The organism is Bradyrhizobium sp. Leo78 (assembly GCF_059512425.1).
The window spans coordinates 69,832-85,274 of the sequence record NZ_JCAMOT010000019.1 but is presented as its reverse complement, the minus strand read 5'-3'; the positions used below and the strand labels follow the sequence as shown (position 1 = coordinate 85,274).

Genomic DNA, 15,443 nt, shown 5'->3' with positions numbered 1-15,443 from the left:
GCTGCAGCGGGCCGATCGACAGCTCTTGAACCCGGCCGCTGGAGCCGCCACCGCCCGCTTTTCAGATGCAGATCGAAGGCAAGGATCCGGCGGCACTTAACGTCAGCATCTGGACCCTCAACCGACATTCGGCGAGAGCTGGGACACCGTTTCGAGGCGCTAGGCGGCTGCCGGAGGGAACTTCGCAGCTCAAATCGAAACTTCTGCTCGCGCTTTTAGCAACAACCGAACGAGCAACACGTTTCGGTAGTCTCAAGGAAGGAGATCATCCATGAGACTGAAAATTGCTGCTGTTGCCTTCGCCGCGCTTGGTGGTGTTGCTCTCACCTCGACGGCGGCTTCCGCAATGCCAAATCGGATCACAAAGGCGAACGAGATCGTCTTGCAAACTTCAAGGATCCAGCAGGCGCGCTGGACCAGCGGCCCGCGCCACAGCGCCCGGCACTCGGGTCCGCGATGGCGTGCCGCCCACGCTTGGAATCCGCGCCGCGTGTCGCGTCCGGGATGGCGCAGCGCCAACGCTTGGGCTCCGCGCCGGGCGTGGGGTCCGGGATGGCGCGGCGCCTATGCCTGGAGCCCACGACCGGCGTGGTCTGCGGGCCCGGCGTGGGGCGCGAGCCCAGGATGGGGCTGGGGCGCGGGCCCGGGATGGGGCTGGGGCGCGAGCCCGGGGTGGGGATGGGGCGCGCGCCCAGGATGGGGCGTGAGCGTGGGATTTGGCCCGAGCGTAGGGGTGGGCTGGAACAGCGGGTGGTGGTGATAGGCGCATAGCGAAGCATCCCGTTGCTGGCGCGACCCGTTGGGCCAAGATCAGTGCCAAGATCAATATGGGCGTGCAGGGCTGGCCTGCTTACGCCGGCGTGGACCGCACGACCAACACCGGAAGGCTTCGTCAAAGCTATCAAAGCGGCTAGTCGCACCAACAGCGGAGAGGATTGTTCGTGGTTCTGCCTCGGAGCCGATCGTCAAAGCGAAAGTCCACGACCGGCTTCGCCTCGCGCTGAATCCCGAGCGGCTGTATTTCTTCGACCGCGTGTCGCAAGCGGCGATCTGAGGCTTTCGTAGTCTGCTCGGGATGGCGAGCTGGCGGCCGCGGTCTTGACTCTGCTTCCGACGCCTGCAATGTTGCGGTGCACACAATAAATCTCCTGTGATTGGTATAGGTGTGCACCGATGCGCGAGGAGTTTCGCAGTAAATTCGAAGGTCTTCTTGCGGCGGCGCGAAAGAACGCGGCGTCCATTCGCGGGGCGCCCGCCCGCCGCCCGACACGGCTGCGAGAACTGACCGGGTTTGGAGCAAATCCCGGCAATCTCCGTATGTTTGCCTACGCGCCTGAGGACCTTCCGCCCAATAGGCCCGTGGTCATCGCGCTACATGGCTGCACCCAAACCTCCGCCGAGTATGACCACGGTACCGGCTGGTCATCGCTCGCCGATAGGCTCGGCTTCGCGGTCGTCTATCCGCAGCAGCAGCCCACCAACAATCCGAAGAATTGTTTCTCGTGGTTCTTGCCGGGCGACATCGCGCGCGGCCATGGCGAGGCGCTTTCGATCAGGGAAATGATCGAGCATGCCCTGACGAGATTTGCGGGCGATCGGGGCAAAGTATTCGTGACCGGCCTCTCCGCCGGTGGCGCTATGGCTTCCGTTATGCTCGCGACCTATCCAGAGGTTGTTGCCGGCGGCGCCATCATCGCCGGGTTGCCCTATGGATGCGCCAGCAACGTTCAACAAGCATTTGAGGCCATGTTTACCGAGCACGGACATGCCACGCAGGCGCTTGGCGATCGCGTGCGGGCAGCATCCAGACATTCCGGGCCGTGGCCGAAGATCTCGGTATGGCATGGCTCCCGCGATCCGATCGTGAAGCCGTCCAACGGTGAAGACATTATTCGGCAATGGACCAGCGTGCATGGGCTTTCGGACAGCCCCTCGCATCAAGAATTCTTCGAGAGCCACAATCGGCGCGTATGGAGCGACGCAAATGGTGAGCCACTGATCGAGGCGTTTTCCATCCGCGGCATGGGCCACGGTGTGCCGATCGCGACGAAGATGGAAGAGAGTTGCAGCTTTGCCGGTGCATTTTTCCTGGATGTGGGAATTTCCTCTACGCATCACATCTCTCGCTTCTGGGGTTTGCATGAATCTCCGGTTGAAATGCCCCGTGCCGCGCCGACGTCAGCCACCATTCAGATGCCAACTGATGACCACGCCCTGCTCATTGCTGCAGCAAGTGCCGAGGGCACGCACGGTTCAGGCGGCGCCTCAACTGCTAATGATCGAGCCCAGCAGATGCGTCCGCCGCTCGACCCCAACACCATCATCGCGGCGGCCTTTAAAGCCGCAGGTCTCCCGGTTCCGGAGTTTCCCATCGCGCTGCCCGGCACGCCGCCGCGCGTTGCACCTGGCCCGATCATCACGGCGGCCCTGAAGGCCGCCGGACTGGTGCCGCGTTAATCCGACGTCGGCGCTCGCTCTTGTCGTGGATTGACGGGTCGGGCGTGGTCGCCAATTGGCCCTGAGCCGAATAACGTTTGAATCCGTCATCATATCGGCTGTCCAGGGCAGACCGGATATTGTGGTCGCGCTCGTGAACTGCAGCTCTGGATCCAGGCGCCGCAAATGTTTGTGTATTCGGCGACCGAAAGCGTCAGTTGGCGACAACTGGCGGCTGTTTGTGGCGCTATTGTTTCTTGAGCCATCCCTCGGCGATGTCATGCGAGCCCTCGGCACGCTCCTCCTCGAACGGGCCGGGGTTCGCCGGTAAGGCCTCTTCAACTGTCTGCTTCAGGCAGTTGGTAAACGGCCCAGGCTTGAGGCCGTTCCTGAAAACCAATTCTCCAGCGTGTAAGAACCTCATCGGTGCGAACGGGTTAATCGCAGATGCCTGAAGATGTTGAGGTCTTGGTTATCGGTGCCGGGCCAGCGGGTCTCGTGTCCGCGATCTACCTTGCGCGATTCGAGCGAAAGGTTCTGGTTGTCGATTCCGGTGAGTCTCGGGCGGCACTGATTCCGAAAAGCCACAATTTTCCGGGATTCGCACGCGGAATTTCCGGTGCCGAATTGCTTGCGCGCATGAGAGAGCAGGTGGCCGCGCTCGGTGTTCGGCTGATCGACGGCAAGGTCGAGGCACTTGCGCGAGCCGGCAGCGGCTTTACTGCCACGGTCGGTCGCACGAATATCCTGGTGTCGAAAGTCGTTCTTGCGACCGGTATCGTCGATCGGCAACCTCCGATGAAGGATTGGGCCAGCGCGGTAGAGGAAGGTCTGCTGCGCTATTGTCCGATATGCGACGCGTTCGAGGCGCGCGGGAAAAGGATAGGGGTGATCGGCCCGCTTGCGCATGCAGCGAGCAAGGCGCTTTTCCTTCGTACTTTCACCGCTGATGTAGTCCTCGTTCCGACCGATGACGCGCGTGAGGACGGGCTGGAGATGAAGCTGAAGGAGGCAACAATTGCCACCACTGCGCCACTCGCTCAGCTTAAAAAAGTCGATGGTCGATTAGCGGCTCGGCTGATCGATGGCACCTCAGTCGGGTTCGATGTTATCTATCCTGCGATGGGCAGCGAGGTCCGATCCGCCCTGTCACTTGCGGTGGGCGCGGATCATACGGCGGAAGGGTTTCTGATCGTGGACCAAAAACAGCAGAGCACGGTCCAGGGACTGTACGGAATTGGTGACGTCGTCAGTGACCTGCACCAGATATCGGTCGCACTGGGTCATGCTGCGGTAGCGGCATGCCACATCCACAATACACTGCCACCGAACTACGTGTAGTCGCCACCGCCTAGAAACGCTGCCGGATCGTGATGACTGTCTCGGCCGTCATCCATTGACCCGCCGAGCACGGCTAGGCCGAGCCTGAGCGGCAAGGGGAGTCCTGAGAGCGGCCAGTGATTTTCCTCGGTCCAGTTTCGGCGACCGATCGCGCAGGTAAAGGAACTGCCCGTCGAACAAACAATAGGACGAAGATCCGAACGCGAGCGAGCAGAAGAGGGCGCTGGTCAGGTCTTTGCGGCCGGAGCAACCGCTGGCTTCTTTGGATGAACCGTCCGCGGATCAGCGCCAGTGTCGGGCGCCCAGAGATGATCGCCGGCCTTTGTCGGATTGCGCCTGTAACTGCGATCCGAGGCAACGTCGATACCGGCAATTGGGCGGAGCGCTATCCCGAGACCAAGGCGGTCAGGTTCGCCGGCTGCGCGTTCCGCTGATTTACCGGCCGACTTCTTCCATAACGAGAACTGCGGGAGCCCCCTGCGCGCATTGCCCCCGCAGCAATAATAGCAACCCAGCCGACCTCCATTGGAAAGGACACGTGAAAAGCTCCTGGCCTGGGTAGGATAACCGGTTGCTGGTAAGAAACTATTTTAGGGTTCCCGACTTTGCTTTGCAAAGATCGTCTGATTCGCAGAGGTCGACTGTGAACAGAATCCTTAGGCCGGTTACTTACGTCTTCGCCGCCGTGTATTTCCTGGTGGATGCGGCGTTTTTGGCGCTTGCCAAGCCGATCTCAGACTGGATCGCTGACCACGTTCCGTTGAGACGACTACGGGCTTGGATCAGATCGTTACCGCCTTACCCATCGCTTGCACTCTTTTCAGTTCCTGTGATTCTTCTGGAACCTGTTAAGCCTCTCGCCGCATATCTAGCCGCGACGGGGCAGTTTCTGAGCAGCGCTTTAACATTGATCACGGGCGAGCTGTTAAAGCTCGTGCTGGTAGAGCGTCTATTCAGTCTCACCCGAGACAAATTAATGAAGATCCCCGCATTTGCTTGGGTCTATGTCAGGTTCCAGCAAGCGAAAGCTTGGTTAGAAGCCACGGAGGCTTGGCGTACCATACGGTCATTGAGCAGGGCGGCCCGCAACTACGCTGCACGTGTCAAAGCAACGATATGGTGCCACTTCGCCACTGCGGGGGGCGATAGAAATCGGAGCTAAATCCCTGGGCTACAGGTCCACAACTTGTCCGCCCAATCCGCGATTGTGGACCGGAGTTCGCGCGGACCCCGAGCTAGGGTTCCCGCCAATAACTGCCCCGATTGTAAATTTCGCGATGCAGCGAGGCTGCACCGCACTCACGCCACCATACTAAGGACAAACAGCGGTTCGTCGTGTCCGTGGTTGCGTATGATTCCCTCCCTGGGCACCACTTCCCGGTCAAAGCAAGACGCTGCCGCACCTCCAGCCTTTGGCGGCGGCTTGGCGGTTGTCACGCTGGCCACGCCTCAGTGATGAGCCGAGACGCTCCTGACGCATTCGGACAGGAGATTGTCGCCAGACGTGGAATGGCTGACATCGCCGAGACTGAGGATGCCGACCATCCGCTTGCTCTTGTTGATCACCGGCAGCCTGCGGACCTGCAGCTTCTCCATGTGATGCATCGCCTTTGCGAGGTCATCGTCCTCGCGGCAGCAATGGATGCCTTCGGTCATGACATCGCGCGCCGTCGCGCGACGCGCATCGAAGTCGTTGCTCGCAAGCCCTTTGCAGACGATATCGCGGTCGGTCACCATCCCGATCAGCCGATCGTCCTCTCCGATCGGAATGCAGCCGATGTCATGCCCCCGCATCAATTTCGCGAGTTCGGTGACGGGGGTGTCGGGGCTGACCCAGTCGACGCCCTTGTGCATCACGTCTTTGACTTTCATGGCGGACCTCCATTGCTGGATTTCAGGTGCACTTGATGCGCGCGACCAATCCTCAGTCGTGCGCGCTAAAGCGCCCATGCGGTGCGTTCGCCGTCAGGCGCGCAAACTGCTCATGCGTGAGATGAAGCAGGGTCTCGTGATCGCCGGCTTCCATATAGATTTCCGGCTGTGTCTCGATGCTATCGTCGACGATGATATCGAGCCCATAGCACTTGCCGATGGCCGGAACGGCGCCGAGTGCGCAGTCGCGGAACAGTCGATTGATTTCGGCTTCATTCGCCATATCGACATGATCACCGAGTGTCGCCCGCAGCTCCGACAGGCGGAGGTGGTGCGATGCCGGCACGACGGCGAGGATATATTCGCCGTCGCGTCGCAGCACGATGCCTTTGGCAAGACGGTCGCCCGAGATATGGCATGCTTCGGCCGTGCGAGTGGACGACATGCTCGGCTCGTGCTGGATCTCCTCGTATTGGATGTTTTCAGCGGCGAGGTATTTTTGCAGTGTGGGAGCGATGGACATGACGTGACCTCCGGTGCGGGTAGGCAAACCATCCGCCGTAAGGTTTTCCTGCAGAGCCTCGCCTTACGATGGGCGGCTGCGTCATTATAAGGCCAACATATTCCTTCCATCCGCCAGCCGCAATTCTTCGTCAGTGACCGGGGTGCGATGCAACGCTTCCAGATTGGCGTTGGTATGCTCTCTGTCTTTGCCACCAACAGGCGATCGTCGCGGCGTACGTATCACCGATAAGGCAGCGTTCTTGGCCCAATTCTCGATCGCTCTGGCCCGGTGCAGAAGTCGCGAAAAACGCGGTAGTCGTCCCCATTTTTAACGCTCAATCCCGATCACGAAAGAAGCGGCAAGCGTCCTTCATTTCCGCTATCATCAAGCCATGACGATCGGGATAACCGGACCCGAGCGGAAGGCACCTAGGCAAAGCGCCGTTCGCTGGCGCTACTTCAAGGATGGTGGGTTACGCCTTGCGGCTTCGCGTGTTGAAGCAGCGGAGTGCGAGTTCGGCTAACCCACCCTACGACTTCCTGATAGGAAGCGTTAACGGCCGCAAATGTACGCATATGCCCTTTTCATCATCGTGGTCATTGGCTTTGCCTGGATGGCAGGGAAGCTGTTGAGCAGTTTGCGACAGATGGAAGTCCGAATGGGCGTTGGCGTGGTGCTCGCAAAGCGCGATAACCCCATGCTCTTTTGGTCCGTGGTCAGTATTCAGAGTCTGGGCGTAGGTATCCTGCTTGCGATTATCTGCTTCGTGATCTTCGTTCTTCCAAACAAGATAATGACCTGACAGGGCCGTGGGGCGGATTAGCTTTGCGCCGCAGCTCGAAGAGCGAAGGTGGAAAGCATAATCCGCCGTTCACTGGCGCTGCACCAAGGATGGTGGGTTGCGCCTTGCGGCTTTGCGTGTTGAAGCAGTGGAGTGTGAGTTCGGCTAACCCACCCTGCGACTACGCTGCTAGGCCGCCCCTATTTCGTCACCATCCCTCCCGTCTCCGGATGCTGCAGCCATCCCAGCACCGCGTCGTGGAAGCGTGCGGGCGCCTGGATTTGCGGGGCGTGGCCGAGATCGGGGAATTCGATCAGTTGTGCGTGCGGGAAACGCTTGGCCGCTTCCTTGCCGAGCACGGGATAATTGCCGAGCGTTGGGCGAATGTCCGGCGGTGCGAGGTCTTTGCCGATTGCGGTGGTGTCCTTGTCGCCGATCAGGAGCAGCACTGGCGCGGTGATGCGCTCGAATTCGTAGAACACCGGCTGGGTCGCGATCATGTCGTAGAGCCGCGCCGAACTCGATGCCACCGCCTCGCGTCCGGGACCGCGATACATGCCGGCCAGCATCTGCACCCAGGGTTCGTATGACGCGTCCCAGGTGTTGGCATAATAAGTCGCGCGCTCGTAGGCGCGAACGGTGTCGGCGGTCACGCGCTTCTCGCGCTCGTGCCAGCCGTCGAGGCTGAGCCACGGCACGCCCTTGGCCGCCCAGTCCTCCAGCCCGATCGGATCGACCAGCACGAGCTGATCGACGGCCGCCGGATACATCAGCGCGTAGCGCATCGCCAGCATGCCGCCTGTCGAATGGCCCATGATCACCGAACGCTCGATGCCGAGTGACGCCAAGAGCGCGCGGGTGTTGCCCGCGAGCTGCTGGAATGTGAACTGATAGCGCTCGGGCTTGCTGGATTTGCAGAACCCGATCTGGTCGGGCGCGATCACCCGATAGCCGGCCGCCGTCAGCGCCCTGATCGAGCCTTCCCAGGTGGCGGCACAGAAATTCTTTCCATGCAGCATCACGACGGTGCGGCCGTTCGGGTTCGACGGTTTGACGTCGAGATAGGCCATCTCCAGGTCCTGGCCCTGCGACGAGAAGCGATAGCGCTCAACCGGGAAGGGGTATTCGAACCCCTGCAGCTCAGGCCCATAGGCCGGTCCCTCGTCGGCGGCGGAAGCCGGTGAACTGAGGCTCACGGCGGTGGTCAATGCGAGACTGAACAGAGCGGCGAAACGGATCATCGGGCAATCCTGCGGATTGGAATGTCAGGCGGCCTCGGACTAACGCAGCACTGTGACGCTATCCAGAAGGCTTGCGATGATTTGTTTGTGATCGATCGGGAGATCGGCCGACTGCTCACGCCGTCATTGCGAGCGGAGCGAAGCAATCCATGGTCTCCACAAGCGGCGCTATGGATTGCTTCGCTTCGCTCGCAATGACGATGTGGTTGATTTCGGTGCGACAAATTAACTCGACGGGCAAATCAGCCGAAAGTCTGTCCACCCCTCGCGTGAAAAATATTCCGCTTTCGCCGTCGGGCAAATCAGTGATTTAACTCCGCGCGTCTCACGGCGGATGAGGGGCGGGTCGCGATCGTCACGAACGTTGCAGTGAGATGCGGTGGACGCTGATATCACGACTGACGAGCGTGACATCAGCGGACGGCGAAGTCGTGTGGTCCTGGCGCCCCGACGCTGGCGCTAAGTTTTTTGCACGAACAGTTCGTGCGAGAGATGACGGTGGCAAGAAAGCCCGGTCACCGGGGAGAGCGCGAAGGAAACCGTAACACCATCGCGCAGGGAAAGCCGGAATGCTTCGGTTGAACCTGTGGTCCTACCCCCGTGCTTTTTGTTGCACGGGACCCATGGGTGCAACCAGCACCCGGCTTTCCCTGCGCCCTCTGTTCAATGAGAGGGCGAAACGAACGCAAAGCTCGGGCAGTTCGTGCCGCGAGAATGCAGACTCACATCCTCTCCGCTGTTTGACATTTGAATCCGGACCTCACCCCGCGTTGTCCCGGCGTGCGCCGGGACGACGGCACGCCTGTCACTTGTCCGCTGGCGGTGGATCGCTCGCCGCGCCGCGGCTGGCCATCAGCCCCAGCGCCAGCCCGCCGATTGCCACAATCGGGACCAGCCGTTTCACGCCGATGGTGCGGACGAGTTGCAGGCCGGTTGCGATCGTCGCGGGGTTGGTGAGGAGGGATTGGCGTGCCGCGCGGGCCATCTCCTCGGCGCGCAGCCGCATCTGCCGCTTGCGTGCGACGTAGAGAGCGGCGGCGATCAGCGCGACCACCACGAAGAGCGCGGCGCAGGCAAGGCAGGCCCAGATCGGCCCATAGGTCTGCTGCACCCAGACGAAGAATGCTGCACAGATGAAGCCGAGCGCAATGAGCGCAGTTGCGGCGATCACGACCGCAAGCGACGTCAGCCGCATGGCGTTGCCGGCCTGCTCCCTGACATCACTGACCAGTCGCTGCAGCATGGGGACGCGTCCGCCGCTACCTTCGCCAGGCGATGCCGATCAGGAAGCCGAGGCCGAGCGCCAGGCCGACGGTCGCCAGCGGGCGCTGGGTGATGGCGTCCTCCAGCGTCTCCTCGATCGAGGAGTACGCGTCCTGTGCGGCGTCCATCATCGCGCTGCCGCGCTCCGACACATCGCCGACAGCGGATTCGGCGCGGTCGCGTGCCTGGTCGTAGCCGCGGCGTGCCTGTTTTCTGGCGCTGCCGGCGAACGAGTTGAGCGCCTCGGTGATTTGGTCGGTCAGCGCGGCGATGTCGTCCTTCACGTTGGCGACATCCTTCTGCAGGCGTTCATAGGTTGCTTTGTCTGTCATGTTCTTCAATCCGAAATCGCTTGTCGCCGACATCGAACAGCTCCCGAACCAATGTTGCTTCTTGGCAAAACGCCGCGCCGGGAACTAAGTTCCCGACTCGAATTCAGGCTCATTCCTCCGGCAGATGCGGCGAATTGACCGGCATCAGATGCTCCTTGAGGATCAGCGCGACGATCAGGAGCGGCGAGGCCAGGAAAGCGCCCATCGGGCCCCACAGCCAGGTCCAGAACGCCAGCGCGATGAAAATCGCGAGCGCATTCAAGGCGAGTCTTCGGCCGACGATGGTCGGGGTGATGAAATGTCCCTCGAGAAAGGTCAGCACCGCAAAGCAGGCCGGCGCGATCAATCCGGCGCTGATGGTCGGGAAGCTGACGAGGCCGACCAGCACCAATACAACGAACATCGCGACCGGCCCGATGATCGGGATGAAGTTCAGCGTGGCGGCGAGCGCGCCAAGTCCGGCCGGGTTCGGCATGCCGGTGACGGTACAGATCAGCCCGGTCGCGATCCCGACGCCGACATTGATCATGGTCACCATGAGCAGGTAATTGCCGAGATGCTGCTCGATCTCGTTGAGGATCCGCAGGGTGCGGAGCCGCCAATCGCGGTCGCCGAAGGCCATGACGAGCGCCCGCCGCAGATCCTTCCAGCTTGCGATGAACAGGATCAGGGTGGCGATGAACAGCAGGAATTCGGCAAAGGTCGGCGACAGGAATTCCAGCGTCGGCTGCACCCATTCGAACTTCGGCAATTGCAACGGAGCAAGCGTCTCGGAGCCGCCGATCATGCTCTGCAATTCCTGCCACAGCCCGAGCGGCCGGTCGAAGATGTGCATCTTCTCCTTCAGCGCCGTTGCGAGCTCCGGCAGCCGCGCGCTCCACTCGATCGCCGGAGCGGAGATGAGCCCGATAGTGAAAGTAGCGGCAGCGCTGACGGCGGCGACGATCAGCACTGCGCCGATCGCGCGGGGCACGCGGTAGCGCTCGAGGAAGCTTGCCGCCGGCGACAGCATGGTGCCGACGATGAAGGCCATCGTGATCGGCAGGAAGAACGCCTTGGCCAGATAGAGTACCGCGACGATGGCGATGATCAGGAGCCCGACCAGCGACAGGGCGACGAGTTCGGTGCGGCGGATGACCGGCGGCAGCTCGGCGTGGCCATTGGGTGCGGGCGTACCTTCGGCGCCATTGGACAGGAGACGCTCACTGGGAAGGACATGCACGCTGGTTCTCTCCCGCGAGGGGCGCGTATCAATTGTGACGCAAACTCCGGGCCGGCCGTCAGGTTCCATCGCGCGATCGTGAGCGCTCGTGTCCTTGACTGGTGCGCCTCTGCCACGGCCGCGCCGGAACCGCGAAGCGATGGCGCGCGTTTGGTTGGGGCAGAGCATCAGCGTGATGCGTATCCAATGGGGCAGCACATGACACCGTCATCCGCTCTATTCCGCCGATCGTCGCGCGCGGCTAACGCGCTTGTCTTCGCCGCCAGCCTGCTGGGGACGCCAATCGCGCTCTCAGCCTCGGCAGGTGCCCAGTCGCTGGGCTATGCCCCCATCCGGCAGAGCGCGTTTCCGTCCGATGCGGCGTTGACGCCCGAGGCAAGGGATGCGGAAGCCGGCGTGCTGCCGGAGCGGCTGCGCCGCGCGGTGGTGCCGTTCGCGACCAGCGAGGCGGCAGGCACGGTCATCATCGATACCGGCAACACCGCGCTCTACTACGTGCTCGGGCAGGGCCGCGCGATCCGCTATGGCGTCGGCGTCGGCCGCGAAGGCTTCACCTGGTCGGGCGTGCAGAGCATCAGCCGCAAAGCGGAATGGCCGGACTGGTATCCGCCGGCCGAGATGATCAAGCGCCAGCCCTATCTGCCGCGGTTCATCGCCGGCGGTCCCGGCAATCCGCTCGGCGCGCGCGCGATGTATCTCGGCTCGAGCGAATACCGCATCCACGGCACCAACGATCCCTCGACCATCGGCAAGTTCGTCTCTTCCGGCTGCATCCGGATGACCAATGAGGACGTCACCGATCTGTTTGGCCGCGTCAATGTCGGCACCAAGGTCGTGGTGCTGCCCAAGAACGCGCCGGTGCTGGCCCGCGGTTCGGATACCAGGACCACGATCAGCGTGCGCCCGGCGCCGCCGCGTCCGCAAGCCGCGGCGACCACGCTGCCATCGGGCCAACAGGCGATACGACTGAACGTGTCGTCGGTGAATTGAGGTGAGGATGGCCCCAATCCCGCATTGGCGATGGATATTCGGCGCGACGGCGCTCTCGCTTGCCGTCGCCGCGCCGGCGGCGCAGGCCCAGGATTTCTTCTCGCTCCTGTTCGGCGGCTTCGGCCGGCCTCCGATGATCCGACCGCCCTTCGACGACGGCCCGCCCGTTGCGCAGCAGCGGGTTTGGCGGCCGCGCTCGTATGACCGCAGCTACGACCACGCCGATAGCGTCGGGGGGCGGGCGTTCTGCGTGCGTACCTGTGACGGACGTTACTTCCCGCTGCCGGACTCCGACAATGCCAGCCGCGCGCAGAGCTGCAATAGTTTCTGCCCGGCGAGCGAGACCAAGCTGGTCTATGGCAGCAGCATCGACAGCGCCGAGACGGAGGACGGAAAGGCCTATTCGGAACTGCCGAACGCGTTCCGTTACCGAAACGAGCTCGTGGCGGGGTGCACCTGCAATGGCAAGGATCCCGGCGGGCTGGCGCAGATCAAGATCGAGGATGATCCCACCTTGCGCAAGGGTGACATCGTCGCCGGCGAGAACGGCCTGATGGTCGCGGGCCGTCCCGATAAGCGCGGCGCCTCGCTGCAGTTCTCGCCCGCGCCCGACCGCATCCGCGCCAAATATGGGCGCGTGCCGGTCATGGCGCGGGAGTAAGCAGAACTAAGCGGCGCGGATCTTGCCGAGGAAATCGGTGACCTGGTTGCCGAGCCCGCGGCTTTGCGTCTCGAGCGTCTCCGAGGCGAGGCGAACGTCCTCGGCGGCGCCGGCCGCGGAGTCCGCATCGGCCTTCACGCCGGTGATGTTCTCGGACACGTTCTTGGTGCCCTGGGCGGCGAATTGCGTGCTGCGCGTGATCTCCTGGGTCGCGGCGCCCTGTTCCTGCACCGCGGCGGCAATCGCGGTCGCGACCTCGTTGACCTCGCCGATGATGCTGCCGATGCCCTTGATGGCGTCGATGGCCTCGCCCGCGACCTTCTGGATGTCGGCGATCTGCTCGGAAATCTCCTCCGTCGCCTTCGCGGTCTGGCTCGCCAGCGACTTGACCTCGGAGGCGACCACGGCGAAGCCGCGTCCGGCCTCGCCGGCGCGGGCGGCCTCGATGGTGGCGTTCAGCGCCAGCAGGTTGGTCTGCGCCGCGATGGTGTTGATGAGGCCGATCACCTCGCCGATGCGGCCGGCGGATTTCGCCAGTCCCTGCACGGTCCCGTCGGTGTTGCGGGCCTGGCTGACCGCGCGGCTGGCGATACCGGCTGCATGCGCCGCCTGCTGGCTGATGTCGTTGATCGAGGCGCTCAATTCCTCGGAAGCCGCCGCGACCGTCTCCACGCTCATCGACGCCTCGCCGGACGCCTTTTCGGCGACCTCGACCCGTGCATTGGTCTGGCGCGACACGGCGGAAAGGTTGGCGGACGTCGCCCGCATCTTGCCGGAGGCATCGCCGAGCTGTTCGAGCGTCTGGCGCACCAGATGCTCGAACTCGCCGACATGGTTCTCGATCGCCTGCTGGCGGGCGGCCGCGCCGGCATTGCGCTCGCGCTCCTGCGCTTCGATGCGAAGCTTGTCCTTGGCCTGCTGCTTGAAGGTTTCGAGCGCACCGGCAAGCGCGCCGATCTCGTCCTTGCGCCCGCCATAGCCGCTATCGACGTCGAGGTCGCCGGAGGCGACTTTCAGCATGGCATCGCGGATGTTGTGCAGCGGCCTGATGACGCGGCGGCCGATCGCGATCATGGCACCGACGGTGAGCGCGATCGCACCGGCGAGCAGCGCAAGCTGTGTAATCAGCGAGCGCTGCGCCAGGGCGTATTGGGCTGCGGCGTGATCCTTTGCCGCATCGAGCGCTGCTTCAGCGACCGCCACCGCCGTCCCCATCCGGCCGACGGTGACCGGGCTCCACTGGTTCGCGGTCATCTCGGGCTTCTCGCCATTGGCCAGCGTCGCCACCAGCCGGTCGCGCAGACTTTGATACTCCGGCTCGAAATAAGCGGTCTTGGAGGCGGGGATCGCGGCCGCAAGCTTCGGAGGCAATTGCATGCCTGAGGTCGACACCTCGAGCGCCTTCCAGGCGGCATCGATGCCGCCGACGAATTTGGTGTAACGGAGGCGGGTTTCCGGCGCGATACGGCCTGCACCAAGTGCGTCCGATACCAGCGCGGAGGCTTCGCCGGCGGTGTTGCGCAACAGCCAGGCGGTCTGCTTGATGTTGAGCAATTGGTCGATCACGGCGTCCTGATGATTGACATCGGCGGCAAGCGTTCCCGACAATTTGTCGAGCACATCGAGCAGCGCCAGCGTCGTCGCCTGATACTCCTTCGCCAGTTCGGCGCGGCGCGCTTCCTTCGGCTTGGCCATCTCCTGCCAGAATTCCTTCTGCTCGGCCGTCAGCAGCGAGAACACCCGTTCGAACTCCGCCACCAGGGTGGTCTGCTCGGGGAAGTCCATGGTCTTGAGCCGGGCGAGCCCGTTCGCCATCGCCAGCATTTCGGCATCGCGGAGATCGCGGAGGTACTTCTCTATTCCGCTGTCCAGCGGAGACGCGCCGGTCAGAACGCGGTTGGTGGAAGAACGATCGGTCCGCAGACTGTGCATCGCCTTGAAAAGATTGGCTGAGACATCGGCGATCGTCGAAATTCGGCCCGCTACCTGCAGCCGGCCCCAGCTATCCCACGCATTCAGCGAGAAACCGACGATGATGCAAAATGCAGTGCTCAGGATAACGATCTTCAGCAACGCGGATACAGAAAGGCGATTCAGCATGTGGCTCCCCCAAAGCTGTCGCCATCTGGAACAAGAAGGGTAAAAATTTCCGGAAGCGCTATTGCCGTATATCTACGGAGCTTGCTGAAATGACTGAGGGTTCCCCACCTGGAACCTCGCGGGCATCTGGCAGTTAAGAGAAGACTAACACGCCATTCACGACGTCCCCGGGGGGCCGCATGCTCGTCAGCATACTCGTCACGTTTCTGGTCGTTATCCTCGTCCTTTACCTGATCAACCTGCTGCCGCTTGATGCGCGCGCCAAGCAGATCGCGCGCGTCGTCGTCATCATCCTGGGTGTGATCTCGCTGTTGAAATACATCGCGGTGTTCTGAGAATGCCCCAAGCAAAAAGCCCCGGCGTTGGCCGGGGCTTTTGCGGCGAGAGCCTGGAGCTTCGGTTCTGATTGAATCAGAGTCGAAGCTCTAGATTCTTGTTTTGACCCGTTTTCTTCACGCGAACCGGTCTCCACTTCGCTCGAAACGCCCTATCGCAGGCTCCGGAACCAGTCGTCCACATCCTTGTGGATCTGGTCCTTGGCGAAGCCGTAGCGCTGCTGCAGCTTGCCTTCGAGCTGCTCGCGGCGGCCTTCGATCACGTTGAGATCGTCATCGGTGAGCTTGCCCCATTTCTCCTTGGCGGCGCCCTTGAACTGCTTCCAGTTGCCCTCGATCCGGTTCCAATCCATTGCCATCTCTC

The 15,443-nt window shown here is 62.4% G+C and carries 16 protein-coding genes; 7 read left to right on the top strand and 9 right to left on the bottom strand.

Annotated elements, in window-relative coordinates; translation table 11 throughout:
• Positions 1-252 precede the first annotated feature (252 nt).
• Positions 253-519: a hypothetical protein gene (locus tag AC5ZG1_RS23355; protein ID WP_463327362.1), complete on the bottom strand. Its 267-nt coding sequence runs from the start codon at positions 517-519 to the stop codon at positions 253-255.
• 654 nt (positions 520-1,173) lie between these two features.
• On the opposite strand from AC5ZG1_RS23355, the gene AC5ZG1_RS23350 reads away from it, so the two are divergent.
• From AC5ZG1_RS23350 to AC5ZG1_RS23340, 3 genes are all read left to right on the top strand, one after another.
• On the top strand, positions 1,174-2,457 hold the full coding sequence (locus AC5ZG1_RS23350; protein ID WP_496134189.1) for an extracellular catalytic domain type 1 short-chain-length polyhydroxyalkanoate depolymerase: 1,284 nt from the start codon (positions 1,174-1,176) through the stop codon (positions 2,455-2,457).
• Between the two features lie 426 nt (positions 2,458-2,883).
• Positions 2,884-3,777: an NAD(P)/FAD-dependent oxidoreductase gene (locus tag AC5ZG1_RS23345; RefSeq protein WP_496134188.1), complete on the top strand. Its 894-nt coding sequence runs from the start codon at positions 2,884-2,886 to the stop codon at positions 3,775-3,777.
• Between the two features lie 308 nt (positions 3,778-4,085).
• Entirely contained in the window at positions 4,086-4,211 is a 126-nt protein-coding gene (locus AC5ZG1_RS23340) for a hypothetical protein (protein ID WP_496134187.1), read from the top strand.
• 1,015 nt (positions 4,212-5,226) lie between these two features.
• Here the strand turns inward: AC5ZG1_RS23340 and AC5ZG1_RS23335 are convergent.
• Together AC5ZG1_RS23335 and AC5ZG1_RS23330 are read right to left on the bottom strand one after the other, a co-directional pair.
• A complete protein-coding gene (locus tag AC5ZG1_RS23335; protein ID WP_130230890.1) occupies positions 5,227-5,649 on the bottom strand; it encodes a CBS domain-containing protein in 423 nt (140 codons plus the stop codon).
• Positions 5,650-5,701: 52 nt separating this feature from the next.
• Positions 5,702-6,172, bottom strand: coding sequence for an aminoacyl-tRNA deacylase (locus AC5ZG1_RS23330; RefSeq protein WP_028165041.1), 471 nt, complete (start codon positions 6,170-6,172; stop codon positions 5,702-5,704).
• Between the two features lie 547 nt (positions 6,173-6,719).
• Between AC5ZG1_RS23330 and AC5ZG1_RS23325 the strand changes: the two genes are divergently transcribed.
• Positions 6,720-6,956 carry a hypothetical protein gene (locus AC5ZG1_RS23325; protein ID WP_456643570.1) on the top strand — a complete coding sequence of 79 codons (237 nt, stop codon included), beginning with the start codon at positions 6,720-6,722 and terminating at the stop codon, positions 6,954-6,956.
• 179 nt (positions 6,957-7,135) lie between these two features.
• On the opposite strand, the gene AC5ZG1_RS23320 is transcribed toward AC5ZG1_RS23325, so the two are convergent.
• From AC5ZG1_RS23320 to AC5ZG1_RS23305, 4 genes are all read right to left on the bottom strand, one after another.
• Positions 7,136-8,176 carry an alpha/beta fold hydrolase gene (locus AC5ZG1_RS23320; RefSeq protein WP_496134186.1) on the bottom strand — a complete coding sequence of 347 codons (1,041 nt, stop codon included), beginning with the start codon at positions 8,174-8,176 and terminating at the stop codon, positions 7,136-7,138.
• 805 nt (positions 8,177-8,981) lie between these two features.
• On the bottom strand, positions 8,982-9,419 hold the full coding sequence (locus AC5ZG1_RS23315; protein WP_496134185.1) for a phage holin family protein: 438 nt from the start codon (positions 9,417-9,419) through the stop codon (positions 8,982-8,984).
• Positions 9,420-9,435: 16 nt separating this feature from the next.
• Positions 9,436-9,804, bottom strand: a complete 369-nt coding sequence (locus tag AC5ZG1_RS23310; protein ID WP_028165067.1) for an ElaB/YgaM/YqjD family protein — start codon at positions 9,802-9,804, stop codon at positions 9,436-9,438.
• A gap of 76 nt (positions 9,805-9,880) precedes the next feature.
• Positions 9,881-10,993 (bottom strand): AI-2E family transporter, encoded by a 1,113-nt coding sequence (locus AC5ZG1_RS23305; RefSeq protein WP_496134184.1) that lies wholly within the window; start codon positions 10,991-10,993, stop codon positions 9,881-9,883.
• 198 nt (positions 10,994-11,191) lie between these two features.
• Here AC5ZG1_RS23305 and AC5ZG1_RS23300 point away from each other — a divergent pair, with 198 nt between their 5' ends.
• Together AC5ZG1_RS23300 and AC5ZG1_RS23295 are read left to right on the top strand one after the other, a co-directional pair.
• Entirely contained in the window at positions 11,192-11,983 is a 792-nt protein-coding gene (locus AC5ZG1_RS23300; RefSeq protein WP_496134183.1) for a L,D-transpeptidase, read from the top strand.
• Between the two features lie 7 nt (positions 11,984-11,990).
• The gene (locus AC5ZG1_RS23295) at positions 11,991-12,644 is read left to right on the top strand and encodes a DUF2865 domain-containing protein (RefSeq protein ID WP_496134182.1); all 654 of its coding nucleotides are present in this window, start codon (positions 11,991-11,993) and stop codon (positions 12,642-12,644) included.
• A gap of 6 nt (positions 12,645-12,650) precedes the next feature.
• Here AC5ZG1_RS23295 and AC5ZG1_RS23290 read toward each other — a convergent pair whose 3' ends face one another.
• Positions 12,651-14,744: a methyl-accepting chemotaxis protein gene (locus tag AC5ZG1_RS23290; RefSeq protein WP_496134181.1), complete on the bottom strand. Its 2,094-nt coding sequence runs from the start codon at positions 14,742-14,744 to the stop codon at positions 12,651-12,653.
• Between the two features lie 179 nt (positions 14,745-14,923).
• On the opposite strand from AC5ZG1_RS23290, the gene AC5ZG1_RS23285 reads away from it, so the two are divergent.
• Positions 14,924-15,079, top strand: coding sequence for a Thivi_2564 family membrane protein (locus AC5ZG1_RS23285; protein WP_130228911.1), 156 nt, complete (start codon positions 14,924-14,926; stop codon positions 15,077-15,079).
• Positions 15,080-15,231: 152 nt separating this feature from the next.
• On the opposite strand, the gene AC5ZG1_RS23280 is transcribed toward AC5ZG1_RS23285, so the two are convergent.
• Positions 15,232-15,432, bottom strand: a complete 201-nt coding sequence (locus AC5ZG1_RS23280; RefSeq protein WP_027579253.1) for a CsbD family protein — start codon at positions 15,430-15,432, stop codon at positions 15,232-15,234.
• Between the last annotated feature and the right edge of the window lie 11 nt (positions 15,433-15,443).

Excerpts from the sequence above, each read along its gene's own strand:
- AC5ZG1_RS23350 (WP_496134189.1), top strand. The coding sequence starts at position 1,174 with ATGCGCGAGGAGTTTCGCAGTAAATTCGAAGGTCTTCTTGCGGCGGCG.
- AC5ZG1_RS23345 (WP_496134188.1), top strand. The coding sequence starts at position 2,884 with ATGCCTGAAGATGTTGAGGTCTTGGTTATCGGTGCCGGGCCAGCGGGT.
- AC5ZG1_RS23340 (WP_496134187.1), top strand. The coding sequence starts at position 4,086 with ATGATCGCCGGCCTTTGTCGGATTGCGCCTGTAACTGCGATCCGAGGC.
- AC5ZG1_RS23335 (WP_130230890.1), bottom strand. The coding sequence starts at position 5,649 with ATGAAAGTCAAAGACGTGATGCACAAGGGCGTCGACTGGGTCAGCCCC.
- AC5ZG1_RS23330 (WP_028165041.1), bottom strand. The coding sequence starts at position 6,172 with ATGTCCATCGCTCCCACACTGCAAAAATACCTCGCCGCTGAAAACATC.
- AC5ZG1_RS23325 (WP_456643570.1), top strand. The coding sequence starts at position 6,720 with ATGTACGCATATGCCCTTTTCATCATCGTGGTCATTGGCTTTGCCTGG.
- AC5ZG1_RS23320 (WP_496134186.1), bottom strand. The coding sequence starts at position 8,176 with ATGATCCGTTTCGCCGCTCTGTTCAGTCTCGCATTGACCACCGCCGTG.
- AC5ZG1_RS23315 (WP_496134185.1), bottom strand. The coding sequence starts at position 9,419 with ATGCTGCAGCGACTGGTCAGTGATGTCAGGGAGCAGGCCGGCAACGCC.
- AC5ZG1_RS23310 (WP_028165067.1), bottom strand. The coding sequence starts at position 9,804 with ATGTCGGCGACAAGCGATTTCGGATTGAAGAACATGACAGACAAAGCA.
- AC5ZG1_RS23300 (WP_496134183.1), top strand. The coding sequence starts at position 11,192 with ATGACACCGTCATCCGCTCTATTCCGCCGATCGTCGCGCGCGGCTAAC.
- AC5ZG1_RS23295 (WP_496134182.1), top strand. The coding sequence starts at position 11,991 with ATGGCCCCAATCCCGCATTGGCGATGGATATTCGGCGCGACGGCGCTC.
- AC5ZG1_RS23290 (WP_496134181.1), bottom strand. The coding sequence starts at position 14,744 with ATGCTGAATCGCCTTTCTGTATCCGCGTTGCTGAAGATCGTTATCCTG.
- AC5ZG1_RS23285 (WP_130228911.1), top strand. The coding sequence starts at position 14,924 with ATGCTCGTCAGCATACTCGTCACGTTTCTGGTCGTTATCCTCGTCCTT.
- AC5ZG1_RS23280 (WP_027579253.1), bottom strand. The coding sequence starts at position 15,432 with ATGGATTGGAACCGGATCGAGGGCAACTGGAAGCAGTTCAAGGGCGCC.